16 protein-coding genes are annotated in these 15,346 nt (G+C 52.1%); 13 read left to right on the forward strand and 3 right to left on the reverse strand.

Annotated elements, in window-relative coordinates:
- Positions 1-49 precede the first annotated feature (49 nt).
- The 9 genes from ACP7EW_RS13295 (at position 50) to ACP7EW_RS13335 (ending at position 9,284) form a co-directional block, all read left to right on the forward strand.
- Positions 50-1,297, forward strand: a complete 1,248-nt coding sequence (locus ACP7EW_RS13295; RefSeq protein WP_426217512.1) for a lipopolysaccharide biosynthesis protein — start codon at positions 50-52, stop codon at positions 1,295-1,297.
- Entirely contained in the window at positions 1,294-1,905 is a 612-nt protein-coding gene (hisH, locus tag ACP7EW_RS13300; RefSeq protein WP_426217515.1) for an imidazole glycerol phosphate synthase subunit HisH, read from the forward strand. Before ACP7EW_RS13295 ends, hisH begins: the two co-directional genes overlap by 4 nt.
- The gene (locus tag ACP7EW_RS13305) at positions 1,906-2,652 is read left to right on the forward strand and encodes an AglZ/HisF2 family acetamidino modification protein (RefSeq protein ID WP_426217516.1); all 747 of its coding nucleotides are present in this window, start codon (positions 1,906-1,908) and stop codon (positions 2,650-2,652) included. It abuts the gene before it with no gap.
- Positions 2,653-2,654: 2 nt separating this feature from the next.
- Positions 2,655-3,935, forward strand: coding sequence for a hypothetical protein (locus ACP7EW_RS13310; RefSeq protein ID WP_426217518.1), 1,281 nt, complete (start codon positions 2,655-2,657; stop codon positions 3,933-3,935).
- Positions 3,928-5,079: an N-acetyl sugar amidotransferase gene (locus tag ACP7EW_RS13315; RefSeq protein ID WP_426217520.1), complete on the forward strand. Its 1,152-nt coding sequence runs from the start codon at positions 3,928-3,930 to the stop codon at positions 5,077-5,079. Before ACP7EW_RS13310 ends, ACP7EW_RS13315 begins: the two co-directional genes overlap by 8 nt.
- A gap of 81 nt (positions 5,080-5,160) precedes the next feature.
- Entirely contained in the window at positions 5,161-6,984 is a 1,824-nt protein-coding gene (locus ACP7EW_RS13320) for a hypothetical protein (RefSeq protein ID WP_426217522.1), read from the forward strand.
- Positions 6,985-7,004: 20 nt separating this feature from the next.
- Positions 7,005-8,234, forward strand: coding sequence for a glycosyltransferase family 4 protein (locus tag ACP7EW_RS13325; RefSeq protein WP_426217524.1), 1,230 nt, complete (start codon positions 7,005-7,007; stop codon positions 8,232-8,234).
- Between the two features lie 8 nt (positions 8,235-8,242).
- Complete coding sequence (locus ACP7EW_RS13330; RefSeq protein WP_426217526.1) at positions 8,243-8,836, forward strand: sugar transferase; 594 nt, start codon at positions 8,243-8,245, stop codon at positions 8,834-8,836.
- Between the two features lie 115 nt (positions 8,837-8,951).
- Positions 8,952-9,284 (forward strand): ComEA family DNA-binding protein, encoded by a 333-nt coding sequence (locus ACP7EW_RS13335; RefSeq protein WP_426217528.1) that lies wholly within the window; start codon positions 8,952-8,954, stop codon positions 9,282-9,284.
- Between the two features lie 18 nt (positions 9,285-9,302).
- Here ACP7EW_RS13335 and ACP7EW_RS13340 read toward each other — a convergent pair whose 3' ends face one another.
- Positions 9,303-9,881, reverse strand: a complete 579-nt coding sequence (locus ACP7EW_RS13340; protein WP_426217530.1) for a TetR/AcrR family transcriptional regulator — start codon at positions 9,879-9,881, stop codon at positions 9,303-9,305.
- 132 nt (positions 9,882-10,013) lie between these two features.
- Between ACP7EW_RS13340 and ACP7EW_RS13345 the strand changes: the two genes are divergently transcribed.
- Together ACP7EW_RS13345 and ACP7EW_RS13350 are read left to right on the forward strand one after the other, a co-directional pair.
- Complete coding sequence (locus tag ACP7EW_RS13345; protein ID WP_426217532.1) at positions 10,014-10,658, forward strand: GntR family transcriptional regulator; 645 nt, start codon at positions 10,014-10,016, stop codon at positions 10,656-10,658.
- Between the two features lie 15 nt (positions 10,659-10,673).
- Positions 10,674-11,522 (forward strand): urea carboxylase-associated family protein, encoded by an 849-nt coding sequence (locus ACP7EW_RS13350; protein ID WP_426217534.1) that lies wholly within the window; start codon positions 10,674-10,676, stop codon positions 11,520-11,522.
- Between the two features lie 74 nt (positions 11,523-11,596).
- Here ACP7EW_RS13350 and ACP7EW_RS13355 read toward each other — a convergent pair whose 3' ends face one another.
- Complete coding sequence (locus ACP7EW_RS13355) at positions 11,597-11,764, reverse strand: DUF2897 family protein (protein WP_003172675.1); 168 nt, start codon at positions 11,762-11,764, stop codon at positions 11,597-11,599.
- 112 nt (positions 11,765-11,876) lie between these two features.
- The gene (gene eat, locus ACP7EW_RS13360; protein ID WP_426217536.1) at positions 11,877-13,241 is read right to left on the reverse strand and encodes an ethanolamine permease; all 1,365 of its coding nucleotides are present in this window, start codon (positions 13,239-13,241) and stop codon (positions 11,877-11,879) included.
- Positions 13,242-13,551: 310 nt separating this feature from the next.
- On the opposite strand from eat, the gene kdpF reads away from it, so the two are divergent.
- Both kdpF and kdpA read left to right on the forward strand, forming a co-directional pair.
- Positions 13,552-13,641, forward strand: coding sequence for a K(+)-transporting ATPase subunit F (gene kdpF, locus ACP7EW_RS13365; RefSeq protein ID WP_003218754.1), 90 nt, complete (start codon positions 13,552-13,554; stop codon positions 13,639-13,641).
- A gap of 9 nt (positions 13,642-13,650) precedes the next feature.
- Positions 13,651-15,345, forward strand: a complete 1,695-nt coding sequence (kdpA, locus tag ACP7EW_RS13370; RefSeq protein WP_426217539.1) for a potassium-transporting ATPase subunit KdpA — start codon at positions 13,651-13,653, stop codon at positions 15,343-15,345.
- Position 15,346 lies beyond the last annotated feature (1 nt).

Below are 15,346 nucleotides of genomic sequence, written 5' to 3' on the forward strand. Positions count from 1 at the left end.
GCTGTCGTGTGGTTCAGCTAAATGAGAGCCGTGTGGTGATTCTTTTATAATGAGGGTGAATATAACGAACGGCTATTGGAAGAGCATTGCCTCTGTGCTGACCGGGTCAGCTGTTGCTCAAGCTATCCCTATTCTCGGCGCCCTGATCCTTGCGCGGCTATTCTCGCCTGGTGAGTTCGGATTGTATGCGTCGTGGTTAGGTGTGGTGGTTTTCATTAGTGTGGTCATAACCGGTAGGTTTGAAACCTCGCTAGCGATCGAGCTCGATGGTGAGCCGCGAAAGCTGGCGTTTATATCTACACTGGCGGTTGTTTGTATCGCTTCATTTACACTCCTGCTCTTGTTAGCGGCTGGGGTGGTTTTATTCCCGGTAATATTGCAAAAAATAGCCTTTTCGCTACTGCTGTGTGCCGTGCCCACGGCCCTCACCGTCGCTGTTGTGCAGGTTTGGCAGTCTTGGGCTGCGGCGGAAGGTGCGTACAGGAAGCTTACGGTTATCAGGATCGTCAACGCCGGTGCCATAACCATGTCACAAATTCTATTTGGCTTTTTTCAACCAGATGCTTCGGTATTAGCGCTTGGCTATTTGGTGGGAGGCATAATCGCTTGTGCCTTATGCATCAAGTTGATGCCTGTCGGACAACTGTCGGCTGAATATAGAAATTTTGAGTCTATTAAAGCTTTTTGGCATAGGCAGCGTCGGTTCCCGCTGCTTTCTCTTCCGGCAGATTCGATCAATACGGCTGCTGCACAACTGCCAATCATCATTGTCGCGAGTCGCTTCGGCGCCGAAGTAGCGGGTTTACTTGCGATGACCATCCGTATACTCGGTGCACCGTTGGGGTTGCTGGGCAAGTCGGTGCTTGACGTATTCAAGCGCCATGCCGCGACTCGTTATCGTGAGTTTGGTGAATGCCGGGATATTTACCTTCAGACACTCAAGGTGTTATCTGGCGGTTCGCTGTTGTTTGTGATTTTTATGTTTTTCCTGAGTGAAACGTTATTTGTCTTGGCATTTGGAGAGCAGTGGCGTTTTTCAGGCACTATTGCAATGTGGATGTTGCCTTACTTCGCCTTGGCCTTCATAGCAAGCCCATTGAGCTATATGGTGTACATCGCCGGAAGGCAGCACGTTGACCTATTTTGGCAGATAGCCCTGCTAGTAATGACGTTTGTATGTTTGACAGTGCCCGCTCACTACGAAAGTGCACTAAAAATGTATAGCGGCGGGTATGCCTTGCTTTACGTCGTCTATATAATCATGTCATTCCGCTTTAGCTTAGGGGCAAAAAAATGATCGCCATCGTTGACTATGACATTGGCAACATCGCTGCAGTGTCTAACATGTTGATGCGACTGGGGATCCGCTCCATGGTGACTTCAAGCGCGAAAGATATTGAGCAGGCGAGCAAGATTGTCTTGCCGGGTAACGGTTCCTTTGACGCGTGCATGAAAAATCTCCGGGAGAGTGGCCTGGTGCCGACCTTGGAGGAAAAGGTCCTGCGCGAAAAGACGCCACTTCTGGGGATTTGTGTTGGCGCGCAGATGTTGGGCGTCAAAAGCGCCGAAGGCGAGGAGTCGGGCCTGGGGTGGCTGGATATGCAGGTGAAGAAGTTTCCTGATATTGACGGCCTGCGTGTCCCGCACATGGGATGGAATGAGGTATGGACGGAAAATAAAAACAATCCATTACTTGAGGGTATGGAGGAGGATGCTCGTTTTTATTTTGTTCATAGCTACTACATGAAACCAACTGACCCGGAAGATATTATGCTCCATGCCAAATACGGGATTGAGTTCGCTGCTGGGGTCAGCCGGGGCAACATCGCGGGGGTGCAGTTTCACCCAGAAAAAAGTCACCGTTTTGGCAAACAATTGCTGAACTCTTTTGCCCGAGGTTTTTGAATGCATCGCGCGCGCATTATTCCTTGCTTATTGATTCGTGGAAATGGATTGGTTAAAACGAAGAAGTTCAAGGATGCCGTTTATATTGGTGATCCTGTCAATGCGGTGAGGATTTTCAGCGACAAAGAAGCTGATGAAATTGTCGTGCTTGATATTGATGTGTCAAAAAATGGTGGCGATATCAACTATCAGTTAATTGAAGAGATGGCAGGTGAAGCATTCATGCCCATGGCCTACGGCGGGGGAGTAAAGACACTTGCCCAGATCCGGCAGCTCATCAGGCTTGGTATAGAGAAAGTTGTCATAAATACTGCAGCTGTAGAGTCTATCGATATTATACGTGAAGCGGCTGATATTTTTGGAAGCCAAGCTATTGTCGGTGCTGTCGATATAAGAAAAAATTTGTTTGGTGCGTACAAAGTGTGTGTGAAGTCAGCGACTGTCGACATCAAGCGAAGTATGGATGACCATATAAGTGATCTGGTCGCTGCCGGCGCTGGGGAGATCTTTATAAATAATGTCGACCGTGATGGCACGATGGCTGGCTATGATTTAAAGCCCATACTCGGTGTCACCAGCAAGGTGAACGTTCCAGTGGTTGTGTGTGGCGGAGCCGGGTCGATGGATGACTTGTCATACGCTATCCGTGAGGGTAAGGTGTCTGGAGTTGCTGCGGGGAGCATGTTTGTTTTTCATGGGAAACATCGCGCGGTTTTGATAAATTACCCGACAGATATCCGACTATAATGATGAGTAATTTACGAGCTATTGGAAAAAAATTGCGTCGGCCACTTCTACTGCTGATATTCGCTTTTTTTATAATGCTCGTTTATGCTGTGCAGTTGCAGAGTGCTAATGCTAGTATAGGGTATGCCCCTATATCACTCGATTATAGGTTTTTAATCTACTTAACGGTAGGTTTTTTGTTCGTCGCGATGTTGGTGCCAAGTAAAATAAATAAGCCCTCCGACTTCTTTTGTTTTTTTTATGGTTTTTTTATTTTGCTCCCTTATTTGTTGTTGTGCTCGATAAGGGGTGAGGTGGGGATTGAAAGTTTTACGCTTTACTTTGTCGTATTGTTTTTGCCTCTGTTGATTATAAAGGTGGTGTTGTTAAAGTTGCCCGTTTTTCGCTTTCCTGGTTTATTCAATCAGAGTAACGTCATACTTTTCTTGTGCGGGTTGATTGTTGTTGGTGTAGTCATAGTATTGTCTAATCCGACGCCTTCTGCGGGCTTTGACTTGGCTACCTCATATGATCGGCGGTTGGAGGGTCGCGATATCTTTAGATCGGGATCTTTTATCTCTTATTTTAGCGCTGCCATCATTAATGGGTTTTCGCCTTTAGTCGCGTTTTGGGCATGCTGGAAGAAAAAGGCCTGGTTGGTGATCGTTCCGTTTTTATGTTGGCTAACGTTCTTTTATCTTTTGGGTGTAAAAGCACCTCTGTTGTTTATCGCGGTGGCCGCATTATTGGGTTATGCGGCGAGAAGGCGTAAAATTGAATCATTTATAAGCTATGTATACGGATTGTTGATCGCGTCGTTTCTGATATTTGTTTTTGAATACGTCGCCGGGGGCTATTCCTACGTGGCTGATTATTTTCTCAGGAGGACATTTACTGTTCCTTCTTGGGTGATTGCATCGTTCTTCGAGTTTATGAGCGCAGACTCGATGCATTGGTCGCTTTTGACGGGTATCAGCGGAAGTAAACCTGTCAGCTTCGTCGTAGGAGAGGATTACCTTGGCTTTGAAGGTTTGAATGCCAATACGAATGCATTTATGTATGCGCTTGGCTCCGGAGGGATTGTCCTCTACCTGCTGACCATCTTATTAGTGGCAGGTGTATTTTTTATCTTAGATGCTGCGTATGTCAGAAAAAACAATCCGATTTTTATTTATATAGGGTTTTCGTACTCTATTTTAATTATAGAACAGGCTGCGACTACCGCCTTGCTTTCATCAGGGATCGGGTTGCTCATCGGACTTATGGTTTGCACCAGGAAAAACCAGGACAATAGTTATGTTTGAAAAAAACGCTGGATATAAGATCTGCACTAAATGTGTAATGGATACGTCAGATGAGCAGATTGAATTCGATGCCGATGGTGTATGCAATCATTGTCTGAAATTCGAACATGTTGCCAAGACGAGCTGGTTTCCCGGTGAGGAAGGCAAGCGGAAGTGGCAAGATATAGTTGAAAGGATTAAAACTTCCGGTAACGGCAAGGACTATGATTGTATTTTGGGGCTTAGTGGCGGCGTCGACAGCTCGTATTTAGCGATTAAGCTGAAGGAGTGGGGCTTGCGACCGCTTGTTGTTCATGTGGATGCAGGTTGGAATAGTGAGCTGGCAGTGGCTAATATTGAAGCTATTGTCAAATACTGCGGCTATGATTTGCACACCCACGTGGTAGATTGGGAGGAGATGCGTGACCTGCATTTATCCTACCTTCGGGCGGGGATTTCCAATCAGGACGTACCGCAAGATCACATTTTCTTTTCCAGCCTTTATCACTTTGCGATAAAGAATGGGATCGAGTGCATTCTGTCCGGGGGCAACCTGGCCACTGAGGGGGTATTCCCTGATTCTTGGCACGGCACGGCAATGGATGCAATTAATTTGAAAGCTATTCACAAGAAATATGGCACGAGTAAGATTAAGAACTACAAAACCATCAGCTTTTTTCAATACTATATTTGGTACCCGTTATTCAGAAAAATGCGTACGGTACGCCCGCTCAATTATATGCCCTATGATAAAGAGTTGGCGTTGGAAGAGTTGAAGAGGACGGTCGGTTATAAACCTTACGCGCGAAAACATGGTGAGTCGCAATTTACTAAGTTATTCCAGAATTATTACTTGCCGGTCAAGTTTGGCTATGATAAGCGTCGGCCGCACTATGCGAGTCTGATTGTATCTGGTCAGATGACCAGGGAGGTGGCACTGGAGAAGCTCAGTGAGCCGCTCTACGAAGCGGATCAGCTGGAACTGGATATTTCATATTTTTGCAAAAAGTTGAGAATTTCCCGTGCCGAGTTTGAAGGCTTCATGAGTGCCCCCATTCACCATTACACTGATTTTCCTAATTGGGAAGGAAGGTATCGCGTCCTGAAGTGGTTGCAGGGTTTTGTGGCTCGGGTCACGGGCAAGCGGCTGAGCGTCTATTCCTGAATGGGTATTAGTTTAATGTGATTCCGGTAGCAAGGCAGTTCAAGCTTTGACGGAGTTTCAGATTACACAGGGTTTATTATTATGTGCGGTATATTCGGCCTCATCTCTTCATCAGCTGTCGTCAAAAGCGATCTTGAATCTTTGGCCAGGCATGCAATGCAGCGCGGCAAAGACTCCAGTGGTTTGCTGACCTACGATTCCAGGAATTACAGCGTTGTCAGGGCTGATTACGACGTAGTAAAGCTTTTGAAGCGTACGTCGATCGCCAACGCCACGCTTGTCGTTGGCCACAGTCGGTTGATCACCAACGGGCTCTCGGATAATCAGCCCGTTGTGCGTGAGGGTATCTGCGTTTTTCATAACGGTATCATTGTCAATGATGCAGATATTTGGGACGCGATAAAACCTAAACGCGCGCTTGAAATTGACAGCGAAGTAATTGCAGCGATTACTGAGCAATATTTGCAGGAAAATGCCGATGATTTAATCGGCTTGGCAGGACACGTACTTGCGTTGTGCAAAGGTGTGGTCGCTTGCGCGATCATTATACCGCGCCTGAGCAAGGCTGTTATTTTCTCAAATAATGGCAGTTTGTACCTCGGTCGAACGAATAATGGTGTTTGTTTTTCTTCAGAAAGTTTTCCATTATCGCAGATTGGCTGTTCAGGCATTGTTCAAGTCAGGGAAGAAGCGGTTATCCTTGATGTGCCAGCAGGGTTGAATATTGCCGTCGCTGACGATAATAAGCGTTCTCACAATATTATTCCCCCCTTTAAATATAATCAGGCGGAAGAGAAGTTATTAACTTATTGCACGCCTGAGATTCGCCGTTGCACCAAATGCATCCTTCCCGAAACCATGCCTTACATTTCTTTTGACGCAAGCGGAGTGTGCAATTACTGTCACACGTATAAGCCGCGTAATATCCCAAAGCCAAAAGAAGAGCTTTTCAAGCTGGTTGAGCCTTACCGTCGTAATGGAGCGCTTGACTGTATTGTTCCGTTTTCTGGCGGGCGTGATAGTTGCTACGGACTTCACCTGATTGTCAAAGAACTGAAAATGAATCCGGTTACCTACACCTACGATTGGGGAATGGTCACGGACTTGGGGCGGCGCAACATCAGCCGGATGTGTGCCGAGATGGGCGTTGAAAACATTATCGTCGCTGACGATATAGACAAAAAACGTCGCAACATTGCCGTTAACTTGAAAGCGTGGCTCAAATCCCCACACCTTGGGATGATTAGCATTTTAACTGCGGGCGACAAGCATTTTTTCCGCCACGTCGAAACGGTAAAACGTCAAACGGGTGTCGGCTTGAACCTGTGGGGTGTCAATCCGCTGGAAGTGACTCATTTTAAAGCCGGGTTTCTAGGTATTGCGCCGGACTTTGAAGAGAAACGTGTTTACATGCATGGCTGGCAGAAGCAGTTGGAATATCAGAGCCTACGTTTCAAAGCCATGTTGAAAAGTCCTGGATACTTCAATTCGTCACTGTGGGATACCCTTTCTGGCGAGTATCACCGCAGTTTCACCGAGAAAAAAGATTATTATCATATCTTTGATTATTGGTGCTGGGATGAACAGGTGATCGATGACACCCTGATTAATCAGTATGATTGGGAGACTGCTGTCGACACGAGTACCACATGGCGCATCGGTGACGGTACGGCGGCATTTTATAATTATATTTACTATACGGTTGCGGGCTTCTCTGAGCATGATACATTCCGTAGTAATCAGATTCGTGAGGGTGTGATGACGCGTGAGAAAGCGCTTGAGCTGGTCAAAGATGAGAATCAGCCGCGGTATCAAAATATTCGATGGTACTTGGATGCGCTTGGCATGGATTTCGATAAAGTAATAAAAGTGGTTAACTCAATTCCAAAACTTTACAAAATCTGAAGAGGCTGGATTATTTTCAGATGAAAAAGACTATCTGGTATATCACAAAATATTTTTCGCCCAAGACATCTTCCAGTCCCGGTGGGCGTGGCTGGTTTCTGATTGAGGAGATGACGAAGGCTGGATGCGATGCCGTTGTTATTACCTCGGACTCCAATAATCTGGTTGATGTGCCTGATTTGGATCGACGCGTAACTGAGCACACGGTGTCTGGGGTAAAAATTGTCTGGCTGAAAACACTCAAGTATTCCGTAGCAAAATCCGCAACCCGGATTTTGAGTTGGTTCCATTTTGAATGGAATTTGTTTTTCCTGGATAAGAAAACATTACCGCGACCTGAAGTGATTGTTGTTTCCAGTCTCTCATTACTCACTATCATCAATGGCTTGCTGCTGAAGCGGAAATACAAATGTCGTCTCGTTTTTGAGGTGCGTGATATATGGCCGCTGACGATTGTGGAGGAGGGTGGATTCAGCAACGGAAACCTCTTCGTGAAGGCGTTATCAGTTCTCGAGAAAGTGGCCTATAAAAGGTCGGATCTGATTGTAGGCACTATGCCTAACCTCGAAGAGCATGTGCGTGCCGAGACAGGCTTGAGCCTTCCAGTGTTCTGCATTCCCATGGGGGTGAGTGACGACCATCTGAGCGAAGCCAAAGAGTTGCCAGATGCTTACGTGCAACAATATTTCTCGACGCCTAAATTCAGGATTGTTCACGCCGGTACCATCGGCATCACAAACGCGCTGGAAGTTTTTTTTGAGGCCGCGGCGTTGATGCGCGATCATACCGATGTCGAGTTCTTGATGATTGGCGACGGCGCGTTGAAGGCGCACTACCAAGCCACATATGGTCACTTGGCGAATCTTACCTTTGCCCCCAAAATTTCCCGGGACAGAATCCAGTCAGCGCTTGCCAAGTCTGATCTGTTGTATTTCTCGGTGTATGCATCCAAGGTCTGGCACTACGGGCAGTCTCTCAATAAAGTGATCGACTACATGCTTGCTGGCAAGCCTGTCATCGCTTCCTATAGCGGCTATCCATCAATGATCAACGAGGCAGAGTGTGGAGTTTATGTGCCTGCCGGGGACGTTGACGCGCTGGTAGCCGGGATACTGGAAATGAAGTCCAAGAGCGCCGAAGAGCGAGCGCAAATGGGCGCGCGTGGTCGCGAGTGGCTTCTGTCCAACCGGAACTATCCAAAGTTGGCACAAGACTACATTTCGTTGTTATTCAAGGATGTCGTTCGTTGAAACGATTCATGGATATCCTCATTTCTGCGGTGGCGTTGATTTTGCTATCACCGGTGATCGCGTGGACATCCTGGAAAGTTCGCAAGCATCTGGGGGTTCCGGTTGTGTTTCGGCAATCACGCCCAGGCCTGAACGCGCAGCCTTTTGAGCTGGTCAAGTTTCGCAGCATGCGTGATGCGACAGACGCGAAAGGCAACCCGCTGCCCGACGCCGAGCGCATGACACCCTTTGGTCAGTTTCTGCGGGCCAGCAGCCTGGATGAACTCCCGGAGCTTTGGAGCGTTCTCAAGGGCGATATGAGCTTAGTGGGGCCTCGTCCATTGCTGAATGAATACCTGCCGCTTTACAGTGCCGAGCAAGCGCGGCGTCATGAAGTTAGACCCGGTATTACAGGTTGGGCTCAGGTAAACGGCAGAAACTCTTTAAGTTGGGAAGATAAGTTCAAACTTGATGTCTGGTATGTGGATAATCATTCTGTCTGGCTGGATTTCAAGATTCTTTTCATGACAGTGAAGAAAGTTTTGATTCAGGAGGGTATCAGCGCGGAGGGTGAGGTGACTATGTCAAAGTTCACTGGTTCGAAAAGTTCTGATACAGACTGATTGACCATTTACACTCTGTAACTACCTCATCTTTGACGAATCTCCAACATGACCTAAGTTTGAAAAGCAGCTTCGGAAAAGCTGCTTTTCCCACACCAATGTCATGGAGCGTCAAATGCAAAACACCTACCTCACTTCCCTAATCTTTACCTTCCTCACCACCCTGTCCGTTACCACCACCGCAGCCCCCTCCATCAAACCCGAAGCCCCAATCCCCATCACCACCCAAATGTCCAAAACCGAACAATCCGCCAAGGTCAACCTCAACGCTGCCGACGCCGAAACCCTGCGCCGTGACCTCTTCGGTATCGGTGCCTCCAAAGCCAAGGCGATTATCGCCTACCGCGAAAGCAATGGTCCTTTCACGGCGGTGGATGAGTTATTGGAAGTGAAAGGGATCGGCAAGGCGTTGTTGGAGAAGAATCGCGACAGGCTGGTGATCAACTAAGTCAGCAGGGGAGGCCGGTCATTGACCGGCTTTTTCATCTTGTGAAACCTGGGTTTTCAAATTTTCTCGCACGACATCCAATACGCGCATCGCCAGTGCTTTGTCCTCGACGCTCCGGGCCAGCACCAACGCTCCCACCAGTGTCGACATCACCACCAGGCTTTGTGCATCACCCTGTTCATTCCCCAGCGCCGTTTCAATCTGTTTGAGTCGTGCGCCGAGCACTGTGTCCGTTGTTGCACTGTGCTGGCCTCTTAGCCCGAGTTCGGAGGACATGGTTGGCAGCGGGCATCCCTGATCCGGGGAGGTCAGGTGCCATTCCGACAGGTAGCTGTCGATAAACGCTTCCAGCGGCCGTTTCTGGCTGAACAGCATCTCGCAATGCGCGTCCAGCTCTGCTGCTGCGACTTGCAGCGCCTTTTCCACCAGCTCGTCCTTGGACTTGAAGTGGGCGTAGAAGCCGCCGTGGGTCAGGTTCAGCGCTTTCATCAACGGCTGTAGGCCGGTGGCGCCGATTCCGTCGCGGCGAAAACGCACGGAGGCTTCCTTGATGATGCGTTGGTAGGTCTGGGCTTTGTGGTCGGATGAATAACGCATAGAAGGGCCTCGGTTACAGGTTGGCATTCTAACCATGTTGTATCGATTTACATGTATGTCCTCTGTCTTGGACGTTGGCATGAAAAGTGGTTACCTCTACGCATGAGATTGTTCAACAATCGTGAGGCAGTCATGACATCCAGCTTGTCGTTAGCCGACCAGATTGCCCTGGAGCTTCGCGCTGACATCATCGGCGGGCGGCTTTTGCCGGGGATGCCGTTGGTTGAGGTGGACCTGGTTAAAGCCTACAACGCCTCACGTAACACCATCCGCGAAGCACTGCACCGTCTCGGCCAGGAAGGCCTGACCCGCTACGTGCGTAACAAGGGCGTCATGGTCCGGCGGCTGGAACGTGATGAGGTGCGTGATTTGTTTGTAGTCCGCCGCACGCTGGAGTTGCAGGCCATCGCCCAGAGCGGCCCGCTGACAGAGGTTCAGTCCGAGCGTATGCAGAACGCAATCGACGCCACCACGCTGGCTCGTGAGCGCGAAGATTGGCGAGCGGTTGCCACCCACAGCCTTGTGTTTCACCAGCAGATTGTCGGGTTGATGCGCAGCCCTTTGTTCGATGAGTTTTTTGCCCAGGTCATCGCGCAGCTGCGTCTGGTGTTTTGCGCGGCGCCTGATGAGCAACGCTTCCAGTCGCCATGGTTGGAGCGTGATCGTGAGATTTACACATTACTGGCCCAACAGAATAAGCCGGCGGCAGGCGAGGCGATGAGCCTGTACCTGGATGATTCGGAACGTCTTTCCCTGGCCTTGTTTCACCACCCCTGATCGAGGATCTGCATCATGTACAAAGACTATCCGGCCGCTTATCAGGTCAGCAAAGGTTCGGCGTTGCAGGTCGACACGGCGTTTTACGAGCGCATCCGTGACCAAAAACAGCAACGCACGTTGATCGAGCAATTCGAAGTGCCGATCCGAACGGGCAGGGCGTGGAAGGTGCCGGCCGGGCATGTCTTTCGTGTGACGACGCCGGTTGGGCCGCAGGTGGGTGACTTCAATGTGTGGAATGCCAACGACCCTCGTGAACGCCTGTGGGCAGCGCGCACGCGTCAGTTGCAGGGCGCCCATGTGAGCACGCATGACCGGTTGTGGTCGAATCTGCCATTTTTAAGACCGCTGGTGACGATCACCGATGACAGCCTGGCCAGTTACGGCATCGATGAGCATGGCGGGCGTCTGCATGATTTGCTCGGCACGCGTTGCGATCCGTATGTGAACCGGATGCTCACCGGCGAGGACTTCCATCACCATTGCCATTCGAACCTGACTCGCGCCGTTTTACCCCACGGTCTGACGGAATTCGACGTGCATGACGTGCTGAACATTTTCCAGTGCACGGGCCTGAATCATGACGACATGTATTTTATGAAGGCTTGCCCGGCGCAGAAGGGCGATTACCTGGAGTTTTTTGCCGAGATTGATTTGCTGTGTGCGCTGTCGACGTGCCCGGGCGGGGATTTATCGCTGCCGATGTGGGGGCCGGAGGCGCAGGACCCTTTGACGGTATGCCGTCCGCTCGGGGTTGAGATTTATAAACTAGAGGAGGGATTGCTTAACGGCTGGAGCCAGCCGGAGCGTGCTGCTTATAAAGGGCAGCACGGGTTGCACATTGCCAAGGCGGATTGGGAGTAGCGCTTTAGAGGGGCTGCTTGGCAGCCCAGCGGGAGCAAGCTTCCTCGCCACAGGTGTGTTTCAGGGCAGCCAAGTCAGCGATCCTGCGCGTCCTTGGCATCCGCCTGGGCGTTGCGCTCGGCCACGCGTTTGCGTTGTTCGTCGGTAAGTTCCACCTTGTTGGCGCTGTCTCGCAGCATCATCAACCCTCCGACGATTGACCCGATCGCGACCACCATAATCAACCACGCATACCACGGCATAAGGCTCTCCTTGAGGCAGGTTCCCGTGGGAGAACTTTCCCACGGGAATAACTGCTTTGAGTGACGGGCTTTCTTACTAGTTCAGTGTAGGCCCGTTCTGCCTCTCAGTAGATCAGAGCCCGGTCAACATCGCATCCGCCGGTGCATCGGCACGGTCTTGCGCAGTCATCTGGAAGTAAGCAAACCCCACCGCCATGAAGCCCAGGAAGATCAATCCGATCAGTGCGTTGAACCAGGCCATGGCCACCAGGCACACCACCGCCAATACCAACGCAATGCCCGGCACGATGGGGTAACCCGGTGCGCGGAAGGTGCGTTCCAGCAACGGTTCGCTTTTACGCAGTTTGAATAGGCTGAGCATGCTCATGATGTACATCACGATGGCGCCAAAGACCGCCATGGTGATCATTGCGGCGGTCAGCGTCATGCCGCCCAGGTTGATCAGGCCGTCGCTATAGATCGCCGCGATGCCGACCACACCCCCGGCGATAATTGCCCGGTGCGGTGTCTGAAAACGCGACAGTTTGGCGAGGAAGGAGGGCAGGTAGCCCGCGCGTGCCAAGGCGAAGAACTGGCGCGAGTAGCCAAGGATAATGCCGTGGAAGCTCGCTACCAGGCCAAACAGGCCGATCCACACCAGCATATGCAGCCAGCCTGAGCTTTCACCCACCACGGTTTTCATGGCTTGTGGCAAGGGGTCGTTGATGTTGGACAGGGTGCGCCAATCGCCCACGCCACCCGCAAAGAACATCACGCCCATGGCCAGGATCACCAGGGTCAGAATGCCGCTGATGTAGGCCTTTGGAATGGTGCGCTTCGGATCTTTCGCTTCTTCGGCGGCCATGGCCGCGCCTTCGATGGCGAGGAAGAACCAGATAGCGAAAGGAATCGCGGCAAACATGCCGGCAATCGCGGGTGCGCCAAAGGTGTCTGAGCCGGCCCAGCCGTTCAGGGCGAAGTTGCTGAAGCTGAAGGCAGGTGCCACGACGCCCATGAACACCAGCAGCTCGGCGACGGCGAGCACACATACCACCAGTTCAAAGGTGGCAGCGAGTTTTACGCCGAGGATGTTCAGGCCCATGAACACGATATAGGCCCCGACGGCTGCGTGCTTCGGGTCCAGTGCCGGAAACTGCACATTCAGATAGGCCCCGATGGCCAAGGCGATTGCCGGTGGTGCGAAGACAAATTCGATCAAGGTTGCGAGCCCCGCGATCAGTCCGCCCTTTTCACCAAAAGCGCGACGGCTGTAGGCAAAAGGCCCTCCAGCGTGAGGAATCGCGGTGGTCAGTTCGGTGAAACTGAAGATGAAGCAGGTGTACATCGCAGCGACCATCAAGGAAGTCACCAGAAAGCCCAGGGTCCCGGCCACGCCCCAGCCATAGCTCCAGCCGAAGTATTCGCCGGAAATCACCAGCCCGACCGCGATGCCCCATAAATGCAGGGTGCCCAAAGTGGGTTTGAGTTGTGTGTTCATTGTGTTGCTCTCCCTGAACCGTGTGGAATGATTCAAGGTGTTGCAGCGGCCATGCCAGGAGGGGAATCATTGTCGTAAAGCTGCGCAACTGTCGCCAAGGGAACGGTTCTGCGTTTGAATTCGCATCGCCCTGCACCAGATCAGGGCGAGTCCTACCGCAAGTGCGCATAAATCCCCCTGTAAACCCCGCATAAACCCACTCTTTACGCCGTCTTTACGCCCTGCCTGCTCCCTCGCTCTCGTTCCTTTACGCCACTCCTGCCGACAATTGCCCCACACGCGGCACTCGCCGCTAAACGGAGAGACTTCCATGAGCGTTCTGGACGGGGTGTCACTGCTATTGGCCGTGGCACTGTTCATTTATCTGCTGGTTGCGCTGTTACGCGCGGATCGGAACTAGGAGCGGGCCATGCACAGTTATGACTATTGGCTGATCATTGCCTTCTTTGCGGTGGTGTTGGTGCCAGCCCCGTTCCTGGGGCGGTTCTATTACAAGGTGATGGAAGGGCAGCGCACCTGGCTCACGCCGGTATTTGGCCCGGTGGAGCGTGCCTGTTATCGCCTGTCCGGCGTGGATGAGCATCAAGAACACAGCTGGCAGAAATACATGCTGGCCTTGCTTGCGTTCAACCTCGCAGGCTTTGTGCTGTTGTTCGCGATCCTGTTGTTCCAGGACTATCTCCCACTGAACCCGCAGAAATTGCCAGGTCAGGAATGGACCTTGGCCTTCAACACGGCAGTCAGTTTCATGACCAACACCAACTGGCAGTCCTACAGCGGTGAGGCGTCCCTGAGTTATCTCAGCCAGATGGCGGGCCTGACCGTGCAGAACTTCGTCAGTGCGGCCACAGGTCTGGCAGTACTGGTCGCGTTGTGCCGTGGGATCGGTCGCAAATCCACCAAGACTCTGGGTAACTTCTGGGTCGATATGACCCGCGCTACCCTCTACGGCCTGCTGCCGTTGTGCCTGTTGCTGGCGTTGTTCCTGGTATGGCAGGGCGTGCCGCAAACCTTCGCTCACTACGTGGATGCCGTGACGATGCAAGGTGTGGATCAAGTGATCCCCCTGGGCCCGGCGGCCAGCCAGATTGCGATCAAGCAATTGGGCACCAACGGCGGTGGCTTCTTTGGCGTCAACTCGGCGCATCCGTTCGAAGACCCGACTGCCTGGGCCAACCTGTTTGAACTGGCGGCGATCATCCTGATTCCGGTGGCGTTGGTGTTCACCTTCGGCCACTACGTGAAGGACCTGCGCCAGAGCCGCGCGATCCTCGGCTGCATGCTGGCACTGTTCCTGATCGGCGGCGCGACCTCGCTGTTGGCCGAATACCAGCCCAACCCGACCCTGAACAACCCGGCCGTGGAACAAACCGCGCCCCTGGAAGGCAAGGAAGCGCGCTTTGGCACCACCGGTACGGTGTTGTGGTCGGTGACCACGACGGCGGCGTCCAACGGTTCGGTCAACGGCATGCAGGACAGCCTCAACCCCCTCAGCGGCATGGTTGCGCTGGTCAACATGATGGTCGGCGAAGTGATCTTCGGCGGCGTCGGCGCCGGTATGTACGGCATGTTGCTCAACGTGTTGATCGCGGTGTTCCTCGCGGGCCTGATGATCGGCCGCACCCCGGAATACCTGGGCAAGAAGTTGCAGGCCAAGGAAGTGCAATTGCTGGTGGTGACCCTGCTGGTGATGCCGGTTGGCGTGTTGGTGCTCGGTGCCATCGCCGCGAGCCTGCCTGGCCCGGCCGGTGCCATCAGCAACCCCGGCCCCCACGGTTTCAGCCAATTGCTCTATGCCTACACCTCGGCCAGTGCCAACAACGGCTCGGCGTTTGGCGGCTTCAGTGCCAACACGCCGTTTCACAACCTGATGCTGGGCCTGGGCATGTTGATCGGTCGCTTCGGCTACATCCTCCCGGTACTGGCCCTGGCCGGCAGCCTGGCGATGAAGAAGACCGCACCGATTGGCCAGAACAGCTTCCCGACCCACGGCCCGCTGTTCGTGACCCTGTTGACCGTGACCATTTTGCTGGTGGGCGGCCTGACCTTCCTGCCGACGCTGGCACTGGGCCCAATTGCTGAACACTTGAGCATGGGCTTCTAAG

It is taken from the genome of Pseudomonas sp. DWRC2-2 (assembly GCF_049897885.1).
Taxonomy (GTDB): Bacteria; Pseudomonadota; Gammaproteobacteria; order Pseudomonadales; family Pseudomonadaceae; genus Aquipseudomonas; species Aquipseudomonas azotoformans_A.